The organism is Deinococcus rubellus (genome assembly GCF_025244745.1).
Lineage (GTDB): Bacteria > Deinococcota > Deinococci > Deinococcales > Deinococcaceae > Deinococcus > Deinococcus rubellus.
In genome coordinates this window covers 2,742,501-2,767,403 of record NZ_CP104213.1, presented here as the reverse complement: position 1 = coordinate 2,767,403, position 24,903 = coordinate 2,742,501, and the positions used below count along the sequence as shown (strand labels likewise).

At 65.6% G+C, this 24,903-nt stretch carries 29 protein-coding genes and 2 tRNA genes (1 of these 31 cut by a window edge); 12 read left to right on the top strand and 19 right to left on the bottom strand.

Translation table 11 applies throughout. The features are described from left to right. Positions 1 to 38: 38 nt before the first annotated feature. The 8 genes from N0D28_RS14215 to N0D28_RS14180 form a co-directional block, all read right to left on the bottom strand. Positions 39 to 917 (bottom strand): ABC transporter ATP-binding protein, encoded by an 879-nt coding sequence (locus N0D28_RS14215; protein WP_312846413.1) that lies wholly within the window; start codon positions 915 to 917, stop codon positions 39 to 41. Then, on the bottom strand, positions 914 to 1,726 hold the full coding sequence (locus tag N0D28_RS14210; RefSeq protein ID WP_260560140.1) for an ABC transporter permease: 813 nt from the start codon (positions 1,724 to 1,726) through the stop codon (positions 914 to 916). Before N0D28_RS14210 ends, N0D28_RS14215 begins: the two co-directional genes overlap by 4 nt. After that, complete coding sequence (locus N0D28_RS14205; protein ID WP_260560139.1) at positions 1,726 to 2,718, bottom strand: ABC transporter substrate-binding protein; 993 nt, start codon at positions 2,716 to 2,718, stop codon at positions 1,726 to 1,728. The genes N0D28_RS14210 and N0D28_RS14205 overlap by 1 nt, the downstream gene beginning before the upstream one ends. Positions 2,719 to 2,988: 270 nt before the next feature. Further along, positions 2,989 to 4,173, bottom strand: coding sequence for a sulfate adenylyltransferase (gene sat / locus N0D28_RS14200; protein WP_260560138.1), 1,185 nt, complete (start codon positions 4,171 to 4,173; stop codon positions 2,989 to 2,991). 101 nt (positions 4,174 to 4,274) lie between these two features. Further along, complete coding sequence (locus tag N0D28_RS14195; protein ID WP_260560137.1) at positions 4,275 to 5,000, bottom strand: phosphoadenylyl-sulfate reductase; 726 nt, start codon at positions 4,998 to 5,000, stop codon at positions 4,275 to 4,277. Then, a complete protein-coding gene (gene cysC / locus N0D28_RS14190; protein ID WP_260560136.1) occupies positions 4,997 to 5,536 on the bottom strand; it encodes an adenylyl-sulfate kinase in 540 nt (179 codons plus the stop codon). The genes N0D28_RS14195 and cysC overlap by 4 nt, the downstream gene beginning before the upstream one ends. Then, positions 5,533 to 7,116, bottom strand: a complete 1,584-nt coding sequence (locus tag N0D28_RS14185; protein ID WP_260560135.1) for a nitrite/sulfite reductase — start codon at positions 7,114 to 7,116, stop codon at positions 5,533 to 5,535. Before N0D28_RS14185 ends, cysC begins: the two co-directional genes overlap by 4 nt. 30 nt (positions 7,117 to 7,146) lie before the next feature. Beyond that, positions 7,147 to 7,572, bottom strand: a complete 426-nt coding sequence (locus N0D28_RS14180; RefSeq protein ID WP_260560134.1) for a DUF4395 domain-containing protein — start codon at positions 7,570 to 7,572, stop codon at positions 7,147 to 7,149. 165 nt (positions 7,573 to 7,737) lie between these two features. Between N0D28_RS14180 and N0D28_RS14175 the strand changes: the two genes are divergently transcribed. Continuing rightward, complete coding sequence (locus N0D28_RS14175; protein WP_260560133.1) at positions 7,738 to 9,528, top strand: ABC transporter ATP-binding protein; 1,791 nt, start codon at positions 7,738 to 7,740, stop codon at positions 9,526 to 9,528. 9 nt (positions 9,529 to 9,537) lie between these two features. Here N0D28_RS14175 and N0D28_RS14170 read toward each other — a convergent pair whose 3' ends face one another. Both N0D28_RS14170 and N0D28_RS14165 read right to left on the bottom strand, forming a co-directional pair. Next, positions 9,538 to 9,771, bottom strand: a complete 234-nt coding sequence (locus N0D28_RS14170; protein ID WP_260560132.1) for a hypothetical protein — start codon at positions 9,769 to 9,771, stop codon at positions 9,538 to 9,540. A 108-nt stretch (positions 9,772 to 9,879) separates the two neighbouring features. Then, positions 9,880 to 10,347 (bottom strand): Rrf2 family transcriptional regulator, encoded by a 468-nt coding sequence (locus N0D28_RS14165; RefSeq protein ID WP_260560131.1) that lies wholly within the window; start codon positions 10,345 to 10,347, stop codon positions 9,880 to 9,882. Between the two features lie 49 nt (positions 10,348 to 10,396). On the opposite strand from N0D28_RS14165, the gene N0D28_RS14160 reads away from it, so the two are divergent. Then, positions 10,397 to 10,873, top strand: coding sequence for a Uma2 family endonuclease (locus tag N0D28_RS14160; protein WP_260560130.1), 477 nt, complete (start codon positions 10,397 to 10,399; stop codon positions 10,871 to 10,873). Between the two features lie 44 nt (positions 10,874 to 10,917). Here the strand turns inward: N0D28_RS14160 and N0D28_RS14155 are convergent, their stop codons facing one another. Further along, entirely contained in the window at positions 10,918 to 11,652 is a 735-nt protein-coding gene (locus N0D28_RS14155) for a YebC/PmpR family DNA-binding transcriptional regulator (RefSeq protein WP_260560129.1), read from the bottom strand. Positions 11,653 to 11,845: 193 nt separating this feature from the next. On the opposite strand from N0D28_RS14155, the gene era reads away from it, so the two are divergent. Then, complete coding sequence (gene era / locus N0D28_RS14150) at positions 11,846 to 12,763, top strand: GTPase Era (protein ID WP_260560128.1); 918 nt, start codon at positions 11,846 to 11,848, stop codon at positions 12,761 to 12,763. Positions 12,764 to 12,782: 19 nt separating this feature from the next. Here era and N0D28_RS14145 read toward each other — a convergent pair whose 3' ends face one another. After that, positions 12,783 to 13,328 carry a GNAT family N-acetyltransferase gene (locus tag N0D28_RS14145; RefSeq protein ID WP_260560127.1) on the bottom strand — a complete coding sequence of 182 codons (546 nt, stop codon included), beginning with the start codon at positions 13,326 to 13,328 and terminating at the stop codon, positions 12,783 to 12,785. A gap of 110 nt (positions 13,329 to 13,438) precedes the next feature. Between N0D28_RS14145 and N0D28_RS14140 the strand changes: the two genes are divergently transcribed. Both N0D28_RS14140 and N0D28_RS14135 read left to right on the top strand, forming a co-directional pair. After that, on the top strand, positions 13,439 to 13,801 hold the full coding sequence (locus N0D28_RS14140) for a RuvX/YqgF family protein (protein ID WP_260561915.1): 363 nt from the start codon (positions 13,439 to 13,441) through the stop codon (positions 13,799 to 13,801). 18 nt (positions 13,802 to 13,819) lie between these two features. After that, positions 13,820 to 14,002 (top strand): hypothetical protein, encoded by a 183-nt coding sequence (locus N0D28_RS14135; protein WP_260560126.1) that lies wholly within the window; start codon positions 13,820 to 13,822, stop codon positions 14,000 to 14,002. Between the two features lie 60 nt (positions 14,003 to 14,062). Here the strand turns inward: N0D28_RS14135 and N0D28_RS14130 are convergent. Both N0D28_RS14130 and N0D28_RS14125 read right to left on the bottom strand, forming a co-directional pair. After that, positions 14,063 to 14,138: transfer RNA gene (locus N0D28_RS14130), tRNA-Phe, on the bottom strand. 2 nt (positions 14,139 to 14,140) lie between these two features. Next, positions 14,141 to 14,216: transfer RNA gene (locus tag N0D28_RS14125), tRNA-Asp, on the bottom strand. A gap of 454 nt (positions 14,217 to 14,670) precedes the next feature. On the opposite strand from N0D28_RS14125, the gene rplS reads away from it, so the two are divergent. The 3 genes from rplS to N0D28_RS14110 all read left to right on the top strand — a co-directional run bounded on the left by rplS (position 14,671) and on the right by N0D28_RS14110 (position 18,160). After that, the gene (rplS, locus tag N0D28_RS14120; RefSeq protein ID WP_376777632.1) at positions 14,671 to 15,258 is read left to right on the top strand and encodes a 50S ribosomal protein L19; all 588 of its coding nucleotides are present in this window, start codon (positions 14,671 to 14,673) and stop codon (positions 15,256 to 15,258) included. Between the two features lie 249 nt (positions 15,259 to 15,507). Next, on the top strand, positions 15,508 to 16,494 hold the full coding sequence (locus N0D28_RS14115) for a malate dehydrogenase (protein WP_260560125.1): 987 nt from the start codon (positions 15,508 to 15,510) through the stop codon (positions 16,492 to 16,494). A 112-nt stretch (positions 16,495 to 16,606) separates the two neighbouring features. Continuing rightward, positions 16,607 to 18,160, top strand: a complete 1,554-nt coding sequence (locus N0D28_RS14110; protein ID WP_260560124.1) for a serine hydrolase — start codon at positions 16,607 to 16,609, stop codon at positions 18,158 to 18,160. Between the two features lie 4 nt (positions 18,161 to 18,164). Here the strand turns inward: N0D28_RS14110 and N0D28_RS14105 are convergent, their stop codons facing one another. The 4 genes from N0D28_RS14105 to N0D28_RS14090 all read right to left on the bottom strand — a co-directional run bounded on the left by N0D28_RS14105 (position 18,165) and on the right by N0D28_RS14090 (position 21,826). Next, positions 18,165 to 19,331, bottom strand: coding sequence for a prepilin peptidase (locus N0D28_RS14105; RefSeq protein ID WP_260560123.1), 1,167 nt, complete (start codon positions 19,329 to 19,331; stop codon positions 18,165 to 18,167). Positions 19,332 to 19,355: 24 nt separating this feature from the next. After that, on the bottom strand, positions 19,356 to 20,129 hold the full coding sequence (locus tag N0D28_RS14100) for a DUF2705 family protein (RefSeq protein WP_260560122.1): 774 nt from the start codon (positions 20,127 to 20,129) through the stop codon (positions 19,356 to 19,358). Then, a complete protein-coding gene (locus N0D28_RS14095) occupies positions 20,129 to 21,085 on the bottom strand; it encodes an ABC transporter ATP-binding protein (protein ID WP_260560121.1) in 957 nt (318 codons plus the stop codon). The genes N0D28_RS14100 and N0D28_RS14095 overlap by 1 nt, the downstream gene beginning before the upstream one ends. Before the next feature lie 81 nt (positions 21,086 to 21,166). Further along, complete coding sequence (locus tag N0D28_RS14090; RefSeq protein ID WP_260560120.1) at positions 21,167 to 21,826, bottom strand: PIG-L deacetylase family protein; 660 nt, start codon at positions 21,824 to 21,826, stop codon at positions 21,167 to 21,169. A 252-nt stretch (positions 21,827 to 22,078) separates the two neighbouring features. Here N0D28_RS14090 and N0D28_RS14085 point away from each other — a divergent pair, with 252 nt between their 5' ends. The 4 genes from N0D28_RS14085 to N0D28_RS14070 all read left to right on the top strand — a co-directional run bounded on the left by N0D28_RS14085 (position 22,079) and on the right by N0D28_RS14070 (position 24,768). Further along, positions 22,079 to 22,219, top strand: a complete 141-nt coding sequence (locus tag N0D28_RS14085) for a hypothetical protein (RefSeq protein ID WP_260560119.1) — start codon at positions 22,079 to 22,081, stop codon at positions 22,217 to 22,219. Between the two features lie 373 nt (positions 22,220 to 22,592). Further along, entirely contained in the window at positions 22,593 to 23,228 is a 636-nt protein-coding gene (locus N0D28_RS14080; RefSeq protein ID WP_260560118.1) for a MarC family protein, read from the top strand. 71 nt (positions 23,229 to 23,299) lie between these two features. Beyond that, the gene (locus tag N0D28_RS14075; protein WP_260560117.1) at positions 23,300 to 23,848 is read left to right on the top strand and encodes an HNH endonuclease; all 549 of its coding nucleotides are present in this window, start codon (positions 23,300 to 23,302) and stop codon (positions 23,846 to 23,848) included. A gap of 59 nt (positions 23,849 to 23,907) precedes the next feature. Next, the gene (locus N0D28_RS14070) at positions 23,908 to 24,768 is read left to right on the top strand and encodes an alpha/beta fold hydrolase (RefSeq protein WP_260560116.1); all 861 of its coding nucleotides are present in this window, start codon (positions 23,908 to 23,910) and stop codon (positions 24,766 to 24,768) included. 68 nt (positions 24,769 to 24,836) lie between these two features. On the opposite strand, the gene N0D28_RS14065 is transcribed toward N0D28_RS14070, so the two are convergent. Further along, on the bottom strand, positions 24,837 to 24,903 hold the final stretch of the coding sequence (locus N0D28_RS14065; protein WP_260560115.1) for a DdrH. Its footprint extends 191 nt past the window's final position; the window shows 67 of its 258 coding nt (coding positions 192-258); its start codon lies beyond the right edge, outside the window; the stop codon is at positions 24,837 to 24,839.

Here is a 24,903-nt window from a genome sequence, read left to right as displayed (position 1 = left end):
CAGAGCCACCTGCTGGGGCCAAAAAATTGGCTCCAGCGCTAGCTCTCGTCCAGCACCATTCTGAGCTGCTCCGGGCTGACCTCGCCTGTGGGCGCGTCGAGCACCACCTGACCGCCGCGCAGGGCCACCACCCGCTCGCCGAGGGCCAGCGCTTCGTCGAGGTTGTGGGTCACGAACACCACGGTCACCTGCTGGGCCTGCCAGATGCCCAGCAGTTCCTGGCTGATCTCGGTGCGGGTACGGGCGTCCAGGGCCGAGAACGGCTCGTCGAGCAGCAGCAGGCCCGGACGGGTCGCCAGGGCGCGGGCCAGGGCGATGCGCTGGCGCTGGCCGCCGGAGAGTTCGTGAATCCGGCGCTCGCCGTACCCGCTCAGGCCGACCTGCTCCAGCGCGTCCAGGGTGCGGCGAACCTGCTCCTCACGCCCCAGTTTCTGGGACTTGAGACCGAAGGCGATGTTGCCCGCCACTGTCAGCCAGGGAAACAGGGCGTGTTCCTGCTGCACCAGCGTCAGCGCCGGGTGTGGTCCCTTGACCGGTTGCCCGGCCAGCGTGAGCACGCCCGACTGCGGTTTCAGAAAGCCTGCCAGCACGCTCAGCAAAGTGCTCTTGCCGCTGCCCGACGGCCCCACCACCGTCAGAAATTCGCCCGCGTTCACCTTGAGACTCAGGGGCCCGAGGCCAGCCCGCTGTCCGCGCCGGGCGTTGTAGTGGTAGGCCACGTCTGCGAGTTCCAGCGCCGCGCCGCGCGGCTGGTTTGCCGGGGCGACATGGGGCGGGGCAGGGTGCTGACTCACACTGCCCAGTCTAGTGGACGGGCCGCGCCCGGCATTTCCCGTTTGCTTAAAGTCACGCTGGGTCTGGCTGTCCAGCGTGCGCTCGTTGGCCGTGTGGTTGGTGGTTGTGCGGTTGGCGGTCATGCCTGCACCTCCAGGCCGTAGTCACGGCGAATGCGGGTCTCCAGGGCGCGGATGATCAGATCGAACAGGCCGCCGACCACCCCCACGATGATGATGGTGGCGACCACCAGCGCCACGTTGGCCGTGTTGCGCCCGACTTCCAGGAGCTGGCCCAGGCCGGGGTTGGATGTCAGCAGCTCCGCGCCGATCAAGGCCCGCCAGGAAAAACTCCAGGCGGTTCTGAGGCCGGTCACGATGTTGGGCAGGGCGGCGGGCAGCAGCACCCGCGTCACCAGAGCGAAGTGGTTTGCGCCGAGCGTGCGCCCGGCTGTGCGCCAGGCCGGAGGCACGTTCAGCACCGCGCCCGACACTGCCAGCGCCACCGGAATAAAGCCCTCGATGATCACCACGAACATCACGGCCTTTTCGTTGAGGCCCAGAAACAGAATCGCGAACGGTACGAAGGCGATGCTCGGCACACTCTGGAGGCCCTGCAAATACGCGCCGAGGGTGTCGCGCAGGGGCCGCCACAGCGACATCAGCAGGCCCACCCCGCCGCCGAGGGCCACTGCGATCAGGTAGCCCAGCCCCACCCGCCGCAGCGAGTTGCCCACCGAGGACAGCAGCTTGCCGTCCTGCGGGCCGCTGCCCCACAGGCCGTAGGCGAACTCCTGCCAGACCGCTTGCGGCGTGGGAAAGACATACGGCGGCCAGACTTTCAGGACGTCGGTGATGAGCCACCAGAGGCCCAGGATAATCAGCAGGCCCAGCACCTGCCACAGCAGGGTCAGGCTGCGCCGCACCGGACGCTGCGCCATGGCCAGCGTCATTATTTGCCGCCCAGCGACTTGAGCACGCTGAGATCGATGAGCGTGCCGAAGTCCGGCAGGGTGCGGGTGTACCCGGCGGCCAGGCTGAGCTGCCCGTAGTCCTTGAGCGCGTCAATGTCGATGTCACTGGTGATCTGGGTGCGCTTGAGGGCGCGTTGCAGCACGCGGGCGTCGATTTTCTGGTTGGTCAGCTTCAGCAGTTCGCCGCTGATGGCCTCCTGGGCGGCGACCGGCGACCTGGCCATGAAGTTGACAGCTTGCAGGTGCGCCTTCAGAAAGCCCTTGACGATCTCTGGATTGGCCTGGGCGAATTTGGTGTTGACGATCACCACTGCCGAAGGGTACTTGCCGCCGCGCCAGATGGACTTCTCGTCGCCCAGTACCTTGTTGCCCTGGGCTTCGAGCTGCGCGCCCCAGGGTTCGGGCACCAGCGCGGCGTCGAGCTGTTTACTCAGAAAGGCGGCGGCCACGTCGGCGGGGGCCACTGGCATGATGGTGACCGTGCCGCCCGAGTCCTGCGGCTTGAGGGTGTTGGCGCTCAGCAGCGCGCGCAAACTGATGTCCTGGGTGTTGCCCAGACTCGGCACACCGATCTTCTTGCCCGCCAGATCCTTGTAGGCGCTGAGGCTCAGGTCCTTGCGAACGATCAGCACGGCCCCCGCCTCGGACGCGCCTGCGATGATCTGCACCGGAATCCCCTTGGCCGCCGCGTTGATGGCTGGACCGGGACCGATCAGGCCGATGTCGATGGCCCCCGCCGCGAAAGCCTCGCTGAGGGTGGTGCCCGACACGAAGGTCTTGATCTCGACCTTGACGCCCTTCAGTTGCGCGGCGTAGTAGCCCTTGGCGTCGGCGACGAGCGCCGGAGCATGGGTCAGGTTGGGAAAAAACCCGATGCGGACGGTGGTGGCCCCCTGGGCCTGCGCCAGGCCGAGCAGACCGAGCGAAATGAAGGTGAGGGCGGCCAGCGGTACTCGGGTGCGGTGTGTCATCTTGACCCTCCTGAGAAAGTGCGTCTAGGTCGGTGTTGGTCAACTGAAGGTGGGTGGACTGGAGATTGCGCGGCCAGCGAGAACGGTGGGAGCGGGCGAACTGTTCGGGTCGCCCGAATGCCAGCACGAATCCGGTGCTTCAGCAAACTGGAAGCGGGGCCGCAGATGGTGTGAGCTTGATGGACGAAGGCCAAAGGCGACGCCAGACTGGGCTGTGGAATTTTTCATGGCGTTCGGCAGCGCACCCGCCATGCCCTGCGGCGGCGTTCCTCAGCCCGGCAGCTGGTAAGCGGCCCTCAGCACCTCGGCCACCTCAGGACGGGTAAATTCCGGCGGCAGGTTCTCCCCGGCGCGCAGCTTCTCGCGCACCTTGGTGCCGCTGAGAATCAGGTGGTGTGAGGCGTCGTGCGGGCAGGTGCGCGGGCTGACCATCTGGCCGCAGGTCTGGCAGTAAAAGGTGTGCTCGAATTTGAGAATCTGAATGCCGAGTTCCTGGGGGGTGTAGGCGCTGAAGATTTCCTGGGCGTCGTAGCTGCCGTAGTAGCTGCCGACCCCGGCGTGATCGCGGCCCACGATGAAGTGACTGGCCCCGTAGTTGCGCCTTGAGAGCGCGTGCAAGATGGCCTCGCGTGGCCCGGCGTAGCGCATGGCCGCCGGGTAGACGCTGAGTAAGGTGCGCCCTGCCGGGTAGTACTGGCCCAGCAGCACCTCATACGACTGCATGCGGGTCTCGGCAGGCACGTCATCATTCTTGGTCTGCCCGACCAGCGGGTGCAGCAGCAGGCCGTCGACCAGTTCCAGCGCCACCTTTTGCAGGTACTCGTGGGCGCGGTGAACCGGGTTGCGGGTCTGGAAGGCCACTGTGCTGCGCCAGCCGCGCGCCAGGGTGACCTCGCGCACCTCGGCGGGCGTGCGGTGGTGCGCCGGAAAGTGGCCGCGCGGCACTTCAAGCAGCGTGACGTCTCCGGCCAGATAGATCTCACCCGCCGCGTTCAGGGCCGCCACGCCGGGGTGCGCCGGGTCGGTGGTGCGGTAGACCTCGCGCGCCTCGAAGTCCTTGTGCGCCTCGTAGCGCTCGCTCACGTCCAGCGTGCCCACCGCCTCACCGCCAAACGTCAGCAGCACCCGGCCGCTGTACTGGCGGGCGTTCTCGCGGCTCACCGGCAGCGTAATGGGAATGCTCCAGGGCGTGCCGTCAGCGAGGCGCAGGTGCTCGATCACCGACAGGTAATCCCGCTCGCCCAGAAAGCCGGTCAGCGGCGAGTAGGCTCCGGTGGCGATCATTTCCAGATCGGCGTAACTGCGCCCGCTCAGTTCCAGGCGCGGCAAAAGGCCCAGTTCCTTCAGCTCGAAAGCCTCGCCGGGCCGGACAACGCGGCTGATGAGCTCACCGCCCAGCGGCGTCGGCAGGGTGAAGACGGTGGGCAGCGGCTGGGTGAGCGGGGTCAGGGTCATGGGGCGTCTCCGAGGGATGGGAAGGCTGGTGGTAGTTCTGGCAGTGTTGATAAAAGTAGTCAACTATTGGGGCAAAAAAGGGGGAGGAGATGGGGGAGGCTTCAGAGCTTGCCGTCGCCTTCCCACAGTCCGCACTCGGTCTTGCCCTTCCCGGCCCAGCGTCCGGCGCGGGCGTCCTCGCCGGGGCGCACGGCGCGGGTGCACGGCCAGCAGCCGATGCTCAGAAAGCCGTCGAAGTAGAGTGGATTGACGGGCAGGCCGTGTTCGGCGGCGTAGGCTTCCAGCATATCGCGCGTCCAGTACGCCAGTGGGTTGATCTTGCGCCGCGTCCCACCCTTGTCCACACTGCCGTCTTCGACGAAGGGAATGTCGGTGCGGGTGCTGGCCTGATCGCGGCTGCGGGCGTTCAGCAGCGCCGATGGGCCTTTCTCCTTCAGGTAGCGTTGCAGCGGCGCGACTTTCCGCACCGCGCAGCAGGCGTCCGGATCGGCAGCGTAGAGGTTGCCCGGCGTCTGGCCGTCGTCCGGTGAGGCCCCGGCGTTCAGCGTCACGAACGTCAATTCGGGATAGCGGGCCGCCAGTCGCTCACGGGTCGCCAGCGTTTCGGGAAAGTGGTAGCCGGTGTCCACGAACACCACCTCACCCCCGTAGCCCGCCTTTGCGGCCAGATCGAGCAGCACCACGCCGTTGAGATTGAAGGCGCTGGGCATCGTCACATCGGGGTGGGTCCGCAGCGCCCAGCCGATCACATCCAGCGGGTCGGTTGCGGGGCCGAAGCTGGGCAGGCTGATAAAAGCGGCAGCGGGGCGCGGCTCCAGGGCGGTCACGCGGGCACAGCCGTCCGCAGTCCGGCCAGCGGGCGCAGCAGGTCGAGGCATTCCGCCACGCTGAGTCGGTCGGTTCGCAGGTGTAGGCTCGGTGCGCTCGGCGCTTCGTAGGGATCGGAGACGCCGGTGAAGTGCGCGATCTCGCCCGAGATGGCTTTCAGGTACAGGCCCTTCACGTCGCGTTCGGTGACGGTTTCCAGCGGCGCGTCCACGAAGATCTCGCAGGCGTTGGGTAGCTTGCTCAGGACCTCGCGTCGGGTGTCCTCATACGGCGAGATGGCGCTCACCAGCACCGTGACGCCGTGCTGGGCCAGCAGTCCCGCCACGAAGCCGATGCGCCGCACGTTGGTGTCGCGGTCGGCCTTGCTGAAACCCAGCCCTTTACTCAGGTTCTCACGCACCGCGTCGCCGTCGAGCAGCTCAGTTTTGACACCCGCCGAGACGAGTTCCTGATACAGCGCGCTTGCCAGGGTGCTCTTCCCCGCGCCTGATAAGCCGGTCAGCCACAGAACGCGGCCCTGCGGAGGCTGGCTCACGCCAGGACCAACTCTGGCTCGGGGGCCAGCACGCGGTCAGGCAGGAAGCGCTCCTGGCCCACCCGGTCGGCGTACTCCACGAAGCTCTCGCCCGCCGATTTGTGGGCCTTGAAGTCGCTGATGACTTTGTCGGTGTACTCGGTGAGGCGCTCGGCGGGCACCGCCCCCTTGAGCTTCGCGCCCACCCGCTCGGCCTGTCCGATGCTTCCGGCCAGATGCACGGTGTAGACCTCTTCGAACTCGTTCTCGATGCCACTTTTGCTGGCCCGCTGCGCGCCCATGAAGCCCAGATCGGCCACCTGATAGCGGGTGCAGGCGTTCGAGCAGCCCGTCAGGTTGATGACGAACGGCACGTCCAGATCGCTGTGCTTGACTTCCAGATCATCGATCATTCCGGCGACCCGCGCCTTGGTCTCGGTCAGGGCCAGGCGGCAGAACTGGGTGCCGGTGCAGGCGATGGTGGTGCCGCGCAGGGTGGCCCTGGGAGCCAGATCGAGCGCTTGCAGGTCGTCGATCAAAGCGTCCAGATCTTCGGTCTTCACATGCGGAATCATCATGTTCTGGAAGGCGGTGGTCCGCAGCACGCCCTCGCCGTAGCGCTCGGCGAGGGCGGCCAGCGCCCGCGCTTTGGCGGGGTTGATGCGCCCCACCGTCGTGGACAGCACCACGTAATTCAGGCCGTCACGCTGCGGGTTGATGCCCAGCACGTCACTGCCGCCGAAGCGGGCGACGGGTGCGGCGGGGCCGTCCTGCATCGGGTAGCCCAGGTACTCGGTTTCCACGATCTCGCGGAACTTCTCCGGTCCCAGATCTTTGATCAGATACTTCAGGCGGGCCTTCTTGCGGTTCTGGCGGTAGCCGTGATCGCGGTACGCGCCCGCGATGGCCCGACCGACCTCCACCACCTGCTCGGGCTTGATGAAGACGCCCAGGCGTTTGGCCAGGTGCGCCACTGCGCCGAGGCCCCCGCCCACCCACACGTCAAAACCGACTTCGCCATTGACCTCATGCGCCAGAAAGCCGATGTCGTTGATGTGGTGAATGCCTTCCAGTTCGGGCGTGGCGCTGAGGCTGATCTTGAATTTGCGCGGCAGGTCCTCGAAGTCCTTGCTGCCGCTGAGACTGCCTTCCATCGCGGCGGCAATCGGACGCACGTCGATCCGCTCGCGGGCGTCCAGACCGGCCAGCGGCGAGGTAATCACGGCGCGCACGGTGTCGCCGCAGGCCCCGCGCGTGTGCAGCCCCACCGTGTCCAGGCGGGCCAGGATGTCAGGGATGTTCCCGATACTCAGCCAGTGAAACTGAAAGGCCTGCCGGTCGGTCACGTCGAGCAGGCCGCGTCCGTAGTCCTCGGAAATGCCCGCGATCACACGCAGGGTATCCGCGCTCAGTTCGGCGGTGGGCACCTTCACGCGCATCATCAGGAAGCCGTCTTCCTGCGGGCGCTGCGGGTAGACGCCTGCCCACTTCAGCAAATCCATCTTCTCCGGATCGATTTTCCCGGCGGCGGCGTACTGCGGAATCAAATCGAAGATTTCAAAGGGCGGCAGTTCTTTTTTCAGCGCTTCAATGTCAGACATGGGTGGCTCCGGTGGCAGATTCAGGCGCGTTCACGAGCGGGCGGTGAGGCGGTAGCGCAACATCCTGTACTGGAAATACATCAGACAGCCCACACAGATCCGGGCCGTCAGGTTGAGCAGCGCCAAACCGATCACCAGAAAGCCGAGCACGATGCCCAGCCCGGTCAGGCCGCCGAAGACCGCGAGCGCCGAGGCCAGCAGAAATACGCCGCCGACGCCCTGGGCGAAGTGATGCGCCTCGGGCGATTCGTCCACCACGTCGGGCCTGAGACCCAGCAGGGGAGCGAGGGTGCGGTAGGCCGCCTTCATCGGACTGCGCTGGGGCCACACCGCCCCGATCAGCATGGCCGCGCCCAGCAGGCCGCTGAGCCAGGGCTGGCGCACGAGCAGCGCCAGGGCGGTGAGTGCCACCACGCTGAGCTGGTTGAATTTGAGGGCCGAGAGATCGGTTCGCATGCCGGGTATTATTGACCAGATTCATCAACAATGTAAGTGACCTCTTTGGTCAACTTGTCTATCCTGGCCCGGTTTCAGGGCCTAAGGTCGCCTGAAATCTCCTGCCGTGCTTCAAACCGCAGTAAAGCAGACAAAAGCCGCTGCTTGGAGAGCTAGCCTGGGGTAATGTCTCAGGTTTTGTCACGCCGCACCGCGCCCACCAAGGCCACACCCTCGGTGGTTCGCCGCCTTTACGGGCTGCTGACGCCCTACCGCCGCACCGTGTTTATCGGTATGGCCTGTCTGGTGGGCAGCGTGGCCGCCGAACTCTACCCGCCGCTGGTGTGGGGCCGGGTCGTCGATCAGGGGCTGATGAAGCGCGACTGGACCTATATCGGCTGGGAACTGGTGGTGCTGGTGGGGGTGTTTGCCGTGCAGCAACTCCTGGCGGCCTGGCGCGGTCTGCTGCTGGAGCGGGCCGGGCAGCAACTCACCTTCGATCTGCGGATGCGGCTTTACAACAAACTGGCCGGGCAATCGGCGACTTATTTCGAATCGCAGCGCTCCGGTGACCTGCTCTCGCGCGTCACCGCCGACGTGGACGGCATTCAGGACGTGCTGCTGCGCGGCACCGACGCGGTGCTGGGCAATGCCCTGCGCCTGATCGGGGTCGTCACCATCTTCATCGCCCTCCAGCCGCTGCTGGGCGTGGTCGTGACCCTGCCGATGCTGGCGGTGGCCTTATTACTGCGGCGCTACAACGTCGAGGTGCGCCCGGCCTACCGCGCCGCCCGCAACCGGCTGGGCGACCTCTCGGCGCTGGTGGCCGACCGGCTGGCAGGCATCCGGGTGGTGCAAGGTTTTGCCCGTGAGGCTGCCGAGGCCCGCAAGGTCGAGGGCATCGGACAGGCGCTCTATCAGGAAGGAGTGAAGGCCGTGCAGATGCGCAACCGCACCTTTCCGGTGGTCCGGTTCGTCGCCAACTTCGGCAATATCCTGATGCTGGGCGGCGGGGTGCTGCTGATTGCCAGGGGGCAGTTCACGCTGGGCGGGCTGCTGGCCTACCGGGGCTACGGGCGCTACTTTTACGGCCCGATTGATGATCTGGTCAATATCAACGACCTGCTCCAGCGCGCCGAGGCCAGTGGGCGGCGCATCTTTCAGGTGCTCGACGCGCCTGAGGCGGTGACCGAGCAGCCGGACGCCCACGATCTGGCGCTGCCCGCACGCGGCGAACTGGCCTTCGAGAATGTCACCTTTGGCTACGATTCGGCCCAGCCGGTATTGAGAAACCTCAGCCTGCGGGTGGCGGCGGGCGAACGGGTGGCCCTGCTGGGCGCGTCGGGTGCGGGCAAGAGTACCCTGATCGGGCTGACCACCCGTACCTACGATCCGCAGGGCGGGCGGGTCACGCTCGACGGTCAGGATGTACGTGAGCTGACTTTGCCCTCGCTGCGCCGCGCCGCCGCCGTGATGCAGCAGGACACCTTCCTCTTCCACGACACCGTACTGGAGAATGTGCGCTACGCCCGTCCGGACGCCACGCCCGCCGAGGTGCAGGCCGCACTGGAGGTGGCGGGCGCGGCTGACTTCGTGGCCGCTCTGCCGCAGGGCCTGGAGACGATGGTGGGGGAGCGCGGGGTGCGGCTGTCAGGCGGGCAGCGTCAACGGCTGGCGATTGCGCGGGTGCTGATCGCCCGCCCCGCCGTGCTGCTGCTCGACGAACCCACCTCGGCGCTCGACACCGAGTCCGAAGCGCAGATCGTGGACGCCTTGGAGCGGCTGATGCGCGGGCGCACCGCTTTGATCGTCACCCACCGCCTGTCGCTGGCCCGCAGCGCCGACCGGATCGTGGTGCTGGAGGGGGGCCAGGTGGTGGAGGAAGGCACGCCCGCCGCGCTGCGCCGCCAGATGGGCCGCTACGCCGCACTGGAGGAAGCTGCGCTGATGACTGGCGGAGCATTGGCGAACGACTGAGAATGATCGTCAGGCGTCGTGCAGGCGGTAGTCGATCTGGCCTTCCAGCGCCCGGCTGAAGACGCAGATGGCCTGGCCGCGCTCCACGAGGTGCTGGGCCTGCTCACGGCTCAATTCGGGCAGCGTGATGTCCAGCGCCACCTGAAGGTCGTGGGCGTCAGCGTTGGCGATCAGGCCCGCCGCCGCAGTGACCTGCATGGTGCCAAATTCGGGATAATTCCCGGCCCGTGCCGCCGCGCCCATGGCGGTTTCGTACAGGGGGTGGACTTGGTCATGCCCGTGAGTCTGGAGAGGTGGCCCGCCCGCCCCGGTAGCCGACTTCACCGTTCCCTGCGATGCTGAAGGCTCGCTTCAGGCGTTGGGCTTGAGCAGATGCTCCAGGCACAGGCTGTAGCTCACGCCCTGCGAGGCGTCGGTCACCAGGTCCTGCACGCTGAACTCCTGCAACACCGCCAGCATGGCGTCGCGCATCCGGGTGTAGACCGTGTTGCGGGCGTGGCAGCGGTCTTCTTCCGGGCAGCTCTCGCGCCAGTTGAGGCTAACGCATGACAGCGGCGCAACCGGACCGTCCACGGCGCGCACCACCTCGCACAGCGAGATCAGTTGCGGCTTGCGGGCCAGCACGTAGCCGCCGCCGATGCCCTTCTTGCTCTTGACCACGCCCTTGGCGCTCAGCGCCGCCAGAATCCGCACCAGATAAGGTCGGGCGATGCGGGTCTGCTCGCTGATCTCTTCACTGGCGACCCAGCGCTGGGCGTCCTGGGTGCCGAGGTAGCCCAGCGCCTGAAAGGCGTAGATATCGGTGGTTGACAGGCGCATTCTTCGTAGTCTAGCGCGTGCATCGGCACGGACAGCGTACCATAGCGCCATGGGCGACCTCGCCTTCAAAGCGATGAGCGTCGAGGAATATTTGCGAACTGAGGAGAGTAGTCCGGTCAAGCGCGAGTACGTCGGCGGGTTCGTGTATCCGCTGCACGGCGCGACGCTGTCCCAGGCGGGCACGAGTAAGGTCCACATGCGCCTGAGTCTCAATTTCGTGTGTGCCCTGGACACCGCCGCTTTGCGCTCCGAGTGCCGCCTGCATAGGGCCGGTATGCGGCTCAAGATCGTGTCGCGCAGCAGCTTTTCCTACCCGGACATCATGGTGGTCTGCGGTCCTGACAACGGCGAGGCGTACCTCGAGACCGAGCCGTGCCTGCTGGTCGAGGTGCTTTCGAAGGGCACGGCCAGAGGCGGGTCTACGCTTACCAGCGCGGCACCGATCCGTGGGGCGACGAGTTGTGGCAGCTCAGCGAGGTCGCGGGCAGCGGCAGCGTCGCTGTGCCGTGCCTGGACCTCTCGCTAAGCCTGGACGAGATTTATTTCGGGGTGCTGAAGCGCTAAGCCTGCTCAGCCCTCGTAGTCCTCCGGCAGCTCGGCGTTGCTGTACACGTTCTGCACGTCGTCGAGGTCTTCAAGCGCCTCAATCAGGGTCATCAGCTTCCTCACGTCGTCGCCGCTGACCGCTACCGTGCTACTCGGCACCCGGCTGAGCTGGGCGCTCTCCACCTTGAAGCCGCGCCCGGCCAGGCCCTCCGAGACGGCGTAGAGGTCACTGGGCGCGGTGCTGATCTCCAGCCCGTCCTCGCCTTCCTGCATGTCCTCGGCCCCCAGTTCGATGGCGGCTTCCTGGGCGGCCTCGGAGTTCTCGGGCAGATAGACCACGCCCTTGTTCTCGAACTGCCAGGCCACCGAGCCGCTGTTGCCCATGCTGCCGCCCTTCTTGGTAAAGACACTTCGGACTTCGGCCACCGTGCGGTTGAGGTTGTCGGTCAGGGTCTCGATGTAGATGGCGGTGCCGCCGGGGCCGTAACCCTCGTAGACAGCTTCCTTGTAATCAGTGGCCCCGCTCTCGCTGCTGACCGCCCGCTTGATGGCGTTGTCGATGTTGTCTACCGGCACGTTATCGGTCTTGGCCGCCGCGATGACGTTTTTCAAGCTGAGGTTGCCCGCCGGGTCGCCGCTGCCGCCTGAGCGAACCGCCGCCGTAATCGCCCGGAGATGTTTGCTGATGGTGGCCGAACGCTTTTTGTCGTTGGCCCCTTTTTTCCGTTTAATCTGAGACCACTTGCTGTGTCCTGCCATGTCGGAAAGCAGTTTAGCTCATCGCGGCAGCTCGGCATCTGGAAGCAGGCCGGGACCGCGCCGGGAAATCTGGAAGGGGACGCAGCCGGTTGAGAAGCCGGGCCATATCCGGCAGCGCCGGGTGCGGCCAACACGCCGCGGCCCCGCCGATGGTCGCAATCCGGTATGGTCCCGCCGTGAGACAATGCTTCCCATGACGGATTTTTCTTCACGCACAGGCGCGCCCACCCACTCCGGGTTCGTGGCGATCATCGGCAAGCCCAACGTGGGCAAGAGTACCTTGCTCAACGCCTTCCTGGGCGTCAAGGTGGCCCCCACCAGCCCGCGCCCGCAGACCACCCGCAAGGGCGTGCGCGGCATCTACACCACTGACGAGGCCCAGCTCGTGTTCGTGGACACGCCCGGCATTCACAAGCCCAAGGACGCGATGGGCAAGTACATGAATCAGGAAGTCAACACCGCGCTGGCCGACGTGGACGCCGTGGTGTGGGTCGTTGACCTGCGCCACCCGCCCACCGACGAGGACAGGATGGTGGCCCGCCAGATTCGCGAGTTGCCCAAGCCGCTGACCCTGGTCGGCAACAAACTTGACGTCGCCAAATACCCCGACGAGGCCATGAAGCTCTACCGCGCCCTGTTGGAAGGCCGCGAGGAACTCAACGAAGTGATGCTCAGTGCTCAGAACAGCCCGGCCCAGGTGCAGGCGCTGCGCGACCAACTGCTGGAAAGCTTGCCGGAAAACCCCTTCTTCTTTCCGCGCGGCGCGAGCAGTGACCAGAGCCGCGAGCAGTGGGCCGCTGAGATCATCCGCGAGGAGGCCATGAAGAAACTGCGCGACGAGCTGCCCTACGCTGTCGCCACCCGCGTCAACACCTGGACCGAGCGCGACGACGGTCTTCAGCGCATCGAGGGTGAGATCATCGTGGAAAAGAATGCCCACAAGGGCATGGTCATCGGTGCAGGCGGCAAGCAACTGCGCGAGATCGGCCAGGCCGCCCGCAAGCAGCTCGAAGTCTTCCTGAACCACAAGGTCTACCTGGGCCTGGAAGTCATCGTGATCAACGGCTGGCGCGAGGACGTGGAAGCGCTGCGCGAACTGGGCTACGAGTAAGGGAGGGAGTCAAGAAGACTCAGCACTCCGGGTCATGCTGAATGAGCGAGTACATCCACATGTCGCGCCGCTTTTCGCCTACCGTCTGCCAACTTCGCAGCAGTCCCTCGCGCTGGTAACCGGCCCGCTCGGCGGTGCGCCAGGAGCTCTCGTTCCAGGGTTCAATGTACAGTTCGAGTCGGTGCAACTCCGGCAGGCTCAACCCCCACCGGGAGATGGAGCGCAGGGCCTGAACGGCGACGCCTTGCCGCCGCTGGCTGGAAACCACCCAGTACCCAATGCTGGCGCGGCCCTGCGCTGCTGGCCACAACCCAATTTGGCCGATCGCCTGATCCTGGGCATTGGCGATAGCCAGAGAATAGCCTTGACCGGTGCTGAGCCGCTGATGCTGGCGTTTGATGAAGGCTTCTGCTTGCTGTAGATTGCCGCCCGCCTGTACGGTGGTCACAAGTGGAATGAGCGGGTCGCGCCCGGCCTCCATGACAACGGTGGCGTCGCCCAGGTGAAAGGGACGCAAGGTGAATGGTCCGGCGCTCAGCAGAGGGGGAGGCAGGAGGTCAGGCATCCTGATTCAACTTTATCCGGGCGCAGTCACTTCGGTCATGCTCTACACTCCTGAGCGTGACGGCTCCTTCAATCCTGCCCACCTTCCTCGCGCTGGATGTCAGCAAGAGCATGGTGGGTTTCGCGGTCAATCACGGGGGACTGGTGTTCGGGCGCGGCAGCTTCGAGCGCACCCGTCTCAAGAATGATCTCAAGGTCATCCTGCACAAGCAGCGGCAGGAAGGCGCGGCGTCGCTGGTACTGGGGCTGCCGCTCAGGACCGACGGCCTGCCGAGTCCGGCGGCGGACCGCATCCGCTCGTTCGGCACCGAACTGCAACGCGCCGGGGCACAGGTGGTGTACCAGGACGAGCGCTTCACCACCCGCCGCGCCCGCGAACTCGGCGCAACCGATCTGGATGAGGCCGCCGCCGTGCAGATTCTGGAACTGTACGTGCAGGGACTGGCCATGCGGTCTCAAACAGAACCGGGGTGAGCGGGTGTACCGTGGAGCATGAATCTCCTCTCGGCGGTACGCTCGGTCCTGAATCGGCTCCTTGTTCGGCCTGCCCGACCCGGTAATGAGCCGGGCGGCGACTTCGCGGGCGTGACGGCCCCGCATGGCCCGCGTCCCCGGCAGGGTGGAGCGCACGCGCCGCTGCCTGAGGTGGAGGAGGAACTGAGCCTGAGGCGCTGACCCTGGCCTGTGCGCGGCAGGCAAACAAAAAACCCCGCCAGAATGACGAGGTTCGATGTGTGGTGGCAAAGGGCGGACTTGAACCGCCGACCCAACGATTTTCAGTCGTTTGCTCTACCGACTGAGCTACTTTGCCGCTGGCGGTCCGGACGGGATTTGAACCCGCGACCTTCTGCGTGACAGGCAGATATGCTAACCGCTACACTACCAGACCAGCGTGGCACTTTCGCCGCTTCCGCAGCGGGTTAAAGGATAGCCGCGCCTCCGGGCATTGTCAACCAGAGCGCCTCCGGTATGCCGCAGCCGTCCTGGGCCTTCAGCCGGATGTGAGCAAAAGGCCAGCAAGCGCCTTTCTCCGGTGCAGCCGACTTTACTGGTGAAGGTCTGGAGCGACCGCTAGACTTGAGAGCAATTTTAATCTGCTCGGGAGGCCAGGGCGCGGCGCGGTAAGGCGAGACAGATCTGGACAGTGGGCGGGTGAATCTGGCAAGAGGCAGGACGACCTGACGAGAAATGAGGCTTTACCTGTACCCGCTTTGCCCGTATACTTCTGAGGTTGCCCCGGCGCAGGCCGGGAAGCGAAAAGAGCAGGAACCGCGACTGTGAACATGTCTGCTTGCCTGAAGGCAGGAGGTGGTGTGGTCCGCCAGCGCAAAGGAGAACCAACTATGACTCAGAGCAAGATTCCCAAGATCAACCGTGGCGCGATTCTGCGTTCCATCGAGCAGCCGCACATCAAATCCGGTCTGCCGGACTTCCAGGCGGGCGATACCGTCCGTGTGGAAACCAAAGTGGTGGAAGGCACCCGCACCCGCACCCAGGCTTTTGAGGGCGTTGTCATCGCCATTAACCACGGGGGAAGCCGTAAGAGCTTTACCGTCCGCAAGATCAGTTTCGGTGAAGGTGTCGAGCGCGTGTTTCCCTACAACACCCCGCTGATCAGCAAGATCACGGTGCTGGAGCGCGGCAAGGTGCGCCGGGCCAAGCTGTACTACCTGCGCGAACTGCGCGGTAAGGCGGCCCGCATCAAGAACGACCGTGGCCGCGTGATGAAAGACGCTGCCCGCAACAAGCAGGTCAAGGCCGATACCGAGGCTGCCCAGGTCCGCCAGGCGCAGGCCGACGCGGAAGCCGCCCAGGTGGCCGCTTCCCAGCAGGCCCAGGAAGCTCAGGCAGCCCAGGATCAGGCGGCCCAGGCCCAGGCCGTGGACACCCAGACTCCTGAATCACAGACGCCCGAAACCCAGGGCGAGTAAGCGTTCAGGGTTCGTCAAAAGCTCCATCCTCCAGCGCGGGGGTGGGGCTTTTGTCTTGCCTGAGCGGTCCCTGGGCTGTCTGATCTGAATCGTCACTGTTCCAGGAGCGTCACCGCTCCAGTCACCATCCTCAACGAAATCTGGAGGTCGCCGCGCCCGGCCTTTGGGGTAGCATGGGCCGGACACCCTGCATTGCACCTGCGTGTGAAAGTTGCCCATCTTCGTTCTAGCTTTTCAGGAGGACTCCTTATGAAAGAACCTGTACGTGTGGCCGTCACCGGAGCGGCTGGTCAGATCGGCTATAGCTTGCTGTTTCGCATCGCGGCGGGCGACATGCTCGGCCCCGATCAGCCAGTCATTTTGCAACTCTTAGAAGTCACCCCGGCCCTCAAGGCGCTCAGCGGCGTGGTTATGGAACTCAACGACGGGGCCTTTCCGCTGCTGCACAGCATTGTGACCAGCGACGACCCGATGGTGGCTTTCAAGGACGCCGATTACGCCCTGCTGGTCGGCGCGATGCCGCGCAAGGCGGGCATGGAGCGCGGCGATCTGCTGTCGGCCAACGGCGGCATCTTCAAGCCGCAGGGCGAGGCGCTCAGCGAGGTCGCCAGCCGGGGCGTGAAGGTGCTGGTGGTCGGCAACCCCGCCAACACCAACGCCCTGATCGCCCAGCAGAACGCCCCCAAACTCGACCCCAAACAGTTCACGGCGATGGTGCGGCTCGATCACAACCGCGCCATCTCGCAGCTCGCCGCCAAAATAGGGTCGCCGGTCAGCGCGGTCAAGAACATCACCATCTGGGGCAACCACAGTTCCACCCAGTATCCGGACCTTTCGCAGGCCACCGTGAACGGCAAACCGGCGCTGGGCCAGGTCGATCAGTCGTGGTACGAAACCGAGTACATTCCCACTGTCGCCAAGCGCGGAGCCGCCATCATCGAGGCGCGGGGAGCCAGCAGCGCGGCCAGTGCGGCGAGTGCGGCCATTGACCATATGCGCGACTGGGCGCTGGGCACCCAGGAGGGCGAGTGGGTCAGCATGGGTATTCCCTCGGACGGCAGTTACGGTATCCCCGAGGGCCTGATTTACGGCTTCCCGGTGACGGTTAAAGGTGGCCAGTACACTGTCGTGCCGAATTTGCCGGTGAGCGACTTCAGCCGCGCCAGGATGGACGCCACCGCCCAGGAGCTGGCCGAGGAGCGCGACGCGGTGCGCGGCCTGGGTCTGGTCAAGTAAAACCGCTGTAATTGAAACCGGCGGCTCCCTTCGGTGGGGCCGCTTTTTTGCTTGCCTTTACCCTCGACTCATCTTCAGGAACGTCCCGGCCCGTTCACGCATAGTCGTAAGCATGTCCAAGCTGCTTCTTTTGTCGGCCCTTCTCGGCCTCACGCTCAGCCCGGCAGCCCTGGCCCAGACGACTGCGCCCGCCATGCCCAACACTGCTGCCCAGACCACGCCCGCGCTCACTCCGCAGGCTGCTCTGACCCGCCTGGCGACGGCGACGAGAGTGGACGCCAGTTGGTTCGTTCCGGCGTTCGCCACCGCGCTGCCGCAGGTGACGGGCGGCTTTCAGGGCTTTACCAGCCAGTTCGGTGCACTTCAGGGCGTGGACGACCTCGGCGGCAATCAGTACCGGCTGCGCTATGCGGGCGGCACGGTGACAGTGGAAACCCAGCTCAACGCGGCGGGGCAGTTCACCGGGTTGTTCCTGAAAGGACAGCAAGCTGCCCAGTCTGCGCCTTCGCCGCCCGCCCCCTCAACGTCCAGCATGCCCAGTGCCGCCAACGTCACCACCCCGCAAGCCGCCCTCACCCGCCTCTTCTCAGCCACGACACTCAGCCCCGACTGGTTTTCCGCCGACTTTCTCAAGCAGGTGCCGCCCGCGCAGCTCTCTCCGATTCTGGCGGCGGCCAGCAGTGGACTCGGTACTTTTCAGAGTGTGGAGGTGGGGCCGCAAGGCACCTTCACGGCCCGCTTCGCGCAGGGCACCTTGCCGGTCAAGCTTGCCAGTGTGGACGCGCAGGGCCGCTTTACCGGGTTGCTGCTCGGTGCGGGCGTGCCCACCCAGAAGCCCAATCTGGCTGAGGCGGTGGCAGCGTTCGGCAAATTGGCGGGAACAAGCAGCGTGGTCGTCGTCGAGAACGGCAAGGTGACGGGCAGCCTCAGCCCGCAGAGCAAGCTGGCGGTGGGGTCGGCTTTCAAGCTCGGCATTCTGGCCGAGTTACTGGCCCAGATGAAGACCGGGCAGCACCAGTGGTCGGAGATCACGACCTTGCAGGCGGGCGACAAAGCGCTGCCAAGTGGTTTCTTGCAGACCTGGCCCGACAGTGCGCCGCTGACTTTGCAGACCCTCGCCACGCTGATGATCTCGCAGAGCGACAACACCGCCACCAATGTGCTGCTGCGTCTGGTGGGCCGGGACGGGGTGGGCCAGCGCCTGGGCCTGGGCGCGGTGCCGAGCACCCGCGACCTCTTCGCCCTCAAGAATCCAGCCAACAAAGCGCTGCTGGACGCTTACCTGAAGGGTAACGACACCCAGAAAAGGACGGTGCTGGAACAAGCTGCTGCTGCGCCCCTGCCACCCGTGGGCCTGTTTGCCGGGGACGCGGTGGTATCGCCGCAACTGGAATGGTTCGTGCCGGTCACAACCCTCTGCGGCCTGATGAACGAGGTCGCCGCCCTGCCGCTGATGCAGGTCAACCCCGGCGTGGCCGACCCCAGCTTATTCAAAACCGTCAGCTTCAAGGGGGGCAGCGAGGGCGGCGTGCTGAACCTGACCACCCAGGTCACGACCAACGACGGACGCACGGTCTGCCTGAGCGCCACCAGCAATGACAGCAGGGCGATTGATCAGACTCAGTTTGCAGGCGCGTACAGTCGGCTGCTCCAGGCGGTGCGCTGAGCCCTCACAGCCCCAGATAAGCTGTGTAGGCGTCAATGATTGCTGCGCCCCACAGCAGCGCCACCACTGCGCCAATCGCCAGATACGGCCCGAATTTCAGTTTGTTCTCGCCGCCCGTGAAGCGCTGGATCAGGCCCAGGACAGCACCGACGACCACTGCGACGGCCAGGGCCACCAGCAGGCGCTCGAAGCCCAGGAACGCCCCGATGACGGCGGCCAGTTTGACGTCTCCGAAACCCATTGCAGTGGGGTCGCCGGGGGCGTCGTCGTCATCGGCGGTGTCATTGCGGCTGCCGATCCACCAGTACAGGCCTGCCAGCAGGCTGATGGCTCCGGCGGCGGCCAGGCCCCCTTGCAGGCCCGTCAGCAGTGAAATGCTGCCGCGTGCGCTGAAAAAGGCCAGTGCCAGCAGCGAGCCGCCCAGGGTCAGCAGTTCGGGAATGCGAATCACCCGGCGGGCTGCTGCGTTGACGACAGTGGAAATCACGCCCAGCGCTGCGCCGCCCGCCAAGGCCGTCCACCAACTGCCCCACAACCCGCCGAACAGCACGCCGCCGAACAGGGCCAGGGCGATCTGCTGGTAACCGATGGGCAACTCGGGATACAGGCGCTCACGAAAGCGCCGCAGCACCCAGCCGCCCAGCAAACTGATGGCCACCAGCACGCCCGCGCCCATCAGGGCCCCGCGCAGGGCAGCTTCAAAATGGGGCAGGGGCGAGAGGGCCGCGCCGTTGACGGCCCCGAAGATCAGCCCAATGACCGTGCCCGGTAGGGTCAGCTCGTCGGGGATGGTGTAGGTCTCGAAATCGATGACCGAGGCCGCCAGCAAGATGGTGAACAGCAGGCACAGCCCAATCACGCCCGTGCCGAAGCTGCTCAACGGGAACAGCAGGGCAATGGCCGCGTAGGCCACCCCACTGATCAGCTCGATGATGGGATAGCGCGGGCTGATAGGAGCCTTGCAGTAGCGGCACTTGCCGCCCAGGGCCGCCCACGACACCACCGGCACCAGGTCGAGCGGGCTGAGCGGATGGTCACAGTTGGGGCAGTGGCTCGGCGGGAAGGCTATGTTCTCGCCCCTCGGCAAGCGCCAGATCAGCACATTGGTAAACGAGCCGATGAGTAAGCCCAGCACGAACAGAACAACTACTCCGAAGGCGTCCACATTCACATCCTGAAGTGTAGGGGGCAGCTCTTACAAGTCCCGTTTCTCGAAGGCGAACACGGCCAGCAGCGAGAAGCCCACCGTGTAGATGACCATCAGGATAATCGGCTGGGTCAAATCACCCTGACGGCTGTAGAGATCGAGGTAGGTGGTGATCAGGATCTTTTGCAGCGCTTCGGGAAAGACCACCAGCATGTTCATGATCTGGATGGTGGCCAGGGTCGCCAGCGCCGCCGCCGCCGTGTTGAGAAATGCTACCGCGTATAGCAGGGAGAGTGCGGCAATTGGCATCAGGGCCAGGGCATCGAGCAGAAACGAGCGCAGCACCTGTCCGAACGCCTCGCCGCTGCTGAGTTGCCCCACGCCCACGAACAGGCCCGGCCCCAGCCCGGTGCCGCCGCTGAAATCGCCGAAACCGAAGCGCAGGCCTGCCACCAGACTGGCGACAAACAGGACGGCCAGTAGCAGGGCCGGGTAGATCAGCGCCGTGATCAGCTTGGCGACGATGATGCGGCTGCGGTTGATCGGGCGCAGCATGAGAGGAGCCAGGGTGCCCTGCGAGATCTCGGTGCCGATCATCTCGGCGCAGGTGAGCGCCACCAGCAGCGGCAACAGAAACTGGGTGATGGTGATCAGTGACAGGGTCGGCACCTGCCAGCCGCTGACGATCACCAGGTTGTAGACGCCCTTGAGGCGCGGCGCGAGCGGCCAGATCCAGGGCAGCAGCACGCAGATGAGGGCGGCCAGCCGGGCGCTGCGTGCGCCGAACAGCTTGCGAAATTCCAGCATGATCAAGGTGAGCATCAGTGTTGTTCCACCCGTTCGCGGTAGTACTCGTAGAGATCGAAATGGTCAGGGCTGGCCTCGAACACCCGGATGCCCGCCGCCGAGAGGTGCGCTAGGGCGTCAGGTACGCGGGCCTCGCCGCCGATATGGGCAATGGCGTAGGGCGTGCGGGCACTGGCCTTCTTCACGAACGGCAGTGCCGAGAGCGTCTGCACTGCGCCCAGCGGATCGTCCACCCGGAAGCGGTAGGCCGCCTGGCGGGCGCGCAGGTCCACCGAGTCCACCATCCGGCCCCCCGTCAGAATGCCGACGGTGTGGGCGTAGGTGGCGATCTCGCGCAGGTGGTGGGTGCTCAGGATGACGGCGCAGCCGCTGGTGGCCAGTCCGGTCACGATCCGGTGAATCAGCCCGATGCCCAGCGGATCGAGGCCCGAGGTGGGTTCATCGAGAATCAGCACCTTGGGCTCGGCCAGAATGGCGGCGGCCACGCCCAGGCGCTGACGCTGGCCCAGCGAGTACTGTCCCACCGGGCGCTCGGCCATGCGGGTGAGTTCGAGCAGGGCCAGCACCTCGCGCACCCGGTCACGGCCGACCCGTTTGGTCTTGCCGCCGCCCATGCTGGGGGCCATCGCCGCGAGCTGGGCGTGCATGCTGAGGTTTTGTGATCCGGTGAACTGCGGATAGAACTTGGCCGGGGCCTCGACCACCGCGCCCAGGTTGGCGCGGGCGCGCGGGCCGTCGGTGTGCACGTCGCGGCCCATGATGGTGACCTCGCCGCCGGTGGGGAAGGCCAGGCCGGTCATGCAGCGGATCAGGGTGGTCTTGCCCGCACCGTTGGGGCCGGTCAGGGCGTAAACCTCGCCGGGTTTGACGCCCAGCGAGACCTCTTCGAGCACCACCTGATCCCTGTATTTCTTTTGCAGCCCCTTGACCTCGATGGCCGGGCGCACGGAAGCAAGTGTGGACTTTGACACGCTTTCAGCCTAACGAAGGAGGGCAGACGGAGTTCTTACACTGCCGCCGGGCCGCCGTTTCTGGGCTTTTTTCCGCCTGACTCACTCCACCTGATAAAATGTCTCCTCGGTGACGCGCTCGGGAAACTTGCGAATGAAATCCACGGTGCTCAGGGCCTGGGTGCGGTGGCAGGCGATGGCCTGCAATTTGCGGGTGATGTGGCGGCTCACGTCACGCTTGATGTTGGGCGGAATCCAGATGTCGCGCAGCTCCTCATTTTCCGGTGGTGTTTCGGAAGCGTAATACCACAGCTGGGGCCGCTCGTTTTCCGGCAAGCTGTCCCAGGCGGCCTTAACGGCTTTGTGGGCGGTGACATGGTCGGGGTGGCCGTTGCTGCCGTTGGGCGGAAAAGCCAGCACCGTTTCGGGCCGGTGGCGCTGCATGGCGCTGCGGGCAGCGGCGACGAGTTCTTCCAGCGGCTGATCTTTGAGGTACTTGTCGGGAAAGCTCAGCTGCTCGTGAACCTGCAAACCAATTACGTCCAGGCAAGCCCGCAGTTCCACTTCGCGTAACTGGGCGAGTTCGGCGGGCGTCTCACACAGTCCCAGGGTGCGCCCCGCCTCGCCGCGTGTCAGGGTCACCAGGCCCACGGTATGTCCCTCTTCAATGAAGTCCATCAGGGTGCCGGACGCGCCGTAGACCTCGTCGTCGGGGTGCGGCACGATCAGCAGGAGTTTGAGTCTGGGGTTGATTTCGGTCATGGCGGTCAGGATACGCCGAGTTTTTGGTGAATGAACCGCGCCGCCTCCGCCAGCGTGCTGGTGCGCTCCCCGACCCCTGTCCTGCACACTGGGCTGTATCTGGCCTGATTTCGCAAGAGCTGAAGCGGCCTGCCGATTTTGCCGCCGTCGCTGCCATTTGCAACGCTGCCTGTTCCGATTGGCCGGTGACGCCCGAACTGCTGGGCGGGCTGGAACGCGGCCCGTGGTCCGGCGCTCTGTCACTTTGAGTTGGTGGCCGAATTCGGCGGCGAGGTGATCGGGCACCTGGGTATGGGCCACGATGACTTCGCCTTTCAGGAAGACCGCTCCTGTGGCGGCCTGCATGTGGCTCCCGGTGTCCGGCGGCGCGGCTTCAAGCGGGTCAGACGCTGACCCGAAAAACCTTCAAGGTCTGGGTGCCCGAGGAACTCGAAGACCCACCTTCGGGCCTGACCTCTCTTTCGTGGTGCTCGGTTCCCGGTCCAGTCTCCGGCCCAGTTCGCGGCCCAAGGCCTGGCCAGGGCCCTCAAAGTGGCGGCCATGCGGGCGCTGGACACTTGGGGCGGCGGGTGAGATCTGCACCTTTAGCGACACTCACAACTGGCGATGGTGGGCATGAACGGGCGCTGGGATTCCGGCGCTTTCCCAGCCGGGTGCGCTAGAGGTTGCTGTAGGAAAGGGCGTGAGTTCCGCGCCGGATACTCGGGCGGTCTCACGGAAAGCGCTGCCCCTGAGCGCACTCAGCCAAGCAGCGTAAGCTGGGGCGGTGAACGTTTCGGCCCTCTCAAGTCTCGCCCTGCAAACTTTCCTGACCATGCTGGTGGTCATGGACCCCATCGGCCTGGCTCCGCTGTACATCGGCCTGGCGGGAGGCCGCCCGACTGCGGAGCGCCGCGCTATCGCCCTGAAAGCCTCGCTGGTGGCGGGCGGCATCATATTGGTGTTCGGCCTGCTGGGCAAGCCGCTGCTCGACCACCTCGGCATCAGCCTCGACGCCTTCCGGGTGGCGGGCGGCATTCTGCTGTTTCTGATCGCGCTCGACATGGTCTTCGGGCGGGCCAATGCCAGCCGCGAGTCGCCCGACGAAGAGCAGCACGCCCAGGAGCGGCCCGACATCAGCGTGTTTCCGCTGGCCATTCCGCTGATTGCCGGGCCGGGCACGCTGGCCAGCATCATGATTCTGGCGGGCGGCGCGCACGGCAACCCGCTGCTGCTCGGCGGCGTCTTCGTGGTCACGGCGGCGGTGCTGCTGCTGTGTTATCTGGCGCTGCGGGTGTCCAGCCACCTCGCGCGCGTTATGGGCGAATCAGGCATTCACGTCATCACGCGGGTGCTGGGCGTGCTGTTGGCGGCGCTGGCCGTGCAGTACGTCGCCGACGGTGTTCGGGGGTTCTTGGGCTGATGGATGGTTCGGCGGGGCGCTAAGCCGTTCGGCGCAACAATTCTTTGACGATTTGGCCTTAAAATGACTCAATGAACGGGCCAGAGCTTCAAGCTGCGCCTCTGCGGGTGGCCACGAATCTGAACGTGCCGCGCGTGCTGGTGCTGAACGCTTCTTACGAGCCGCTGCACGTGACCAGTGCCAAGCGGGCCATCACCCTCGTCCAGTACGGCGTGGCTGAGGTTCTCGAAAACAGCGCCGACGTGGTCAGGTCGCCCAGCACCGTGTTGCTGGTGCCCAGCGTCATCCGGCTGCGGCGCTACATCCGCCGCCCGCGCATCCACCCGATTCCCTTCAACCGCCGCAATGTGCTCAGGCGCGACGCCTACACCTGCCAGTACTGCGGTGAGAAGGGCGACCTCACCCTGGATCACGTGCAGCCGCGCTCGAAGGGTGGGCGGCACAGCTGGGAGAACGTGGTGGTGGCCTGCCGTCCCTGCAACCAGCGCAAGGGAGACCGCACCCCCGAGGAGGCTGCCATGCCGCTGCGGCTGCGCCCACGCGCGCCCAGCTTCGGCTTCTACGCCCAGGGCCAGTTTGCCCAGGACCGCAGCGAGTGGCATAAGTATCTGGGGGGCTGAAGGCCGTCGCCGTCAAGTCGTCTGCGCCGCTGTCCGGCCCGCTCTGACATACTCTCGCCATGACACTCCAGCATCTGACGGTCAATGGCACCCGACTCTTCGCCGACGTGCGCGGTTCTGAGCAGTTGCCGCCGTTGATCGTGCTGCACGGCGGCCCCGGCCTCGACCACCACGAGTTCGCCAACTACCTCGATCCGCTGACCGACACGGTGCGGCTGGTGCTGCTGGACATGCGTGCCCAGGGAGAGAGTGACCGCGACGCACCCGAGGACACCTGGACGCTTTCGCAGATGGCCGCCGACGTGGGCGGGGTGGCGCAGGCGTTGGGAGCTGCGAAATACGCCGTGTTCGGTCATTCCTACGGCGCGTTCGTGGCCTTGCAGCAGGCCGTCAGCGAGCCGGGCGCAGCGGCGGCCAGCATCGTGTCGTGCGGCGTGCCGTCCAACCGGTTTCTGGAGGGCATCGAAGCGAAGATCTCGGCGTTTGAGCCGCTGCACCTTCGGCGGCAGGTGCAGGACTCCTGGACTGGAGAGGCGGACGTCACCACTGAGGCCGATTTCGCCCGCTTGATGGACGAGCAGATGCCCTGGCACTTCGCCGATCCTGAAGACCCCCGCCTGCCCGACTACACCCGGCGCAGCGCGGGCCGCTACGCCCCCGACGTGCTGCGGAAGTTTTCGGCCGCCGGTTACGGCGGGATCGAGGTCGAATCAAGCCTGAACCGGGTCACCTCACCCATGCTGGTGCTGGCTGGCCGCCATGACCGAACCTGCCCGCCTGAGGCATCCCAGGTCACGGCGGCGGGGGTGCCGGGTGCCCAGTTGCACGTCTTTGAAGAAAGCGGTCACATGCCGTTTGTCGAGCAGCCGGACGAATTTCTGAATGTGGTTCGCCGTTTCCTGCAATCGGCGCTGGGCTGAGCATCCTCTAGGTTTAAAAAGAAGCGCCGCTCGAATCCTGGGCGGCGCAGTTGATGTCTCTGGAACGTCTAAGCCTGGACGCTGCTACTCTTGCGGCTCGGCTGACCGGCCCCATTCTGCTGCTGCCCGGCGCTG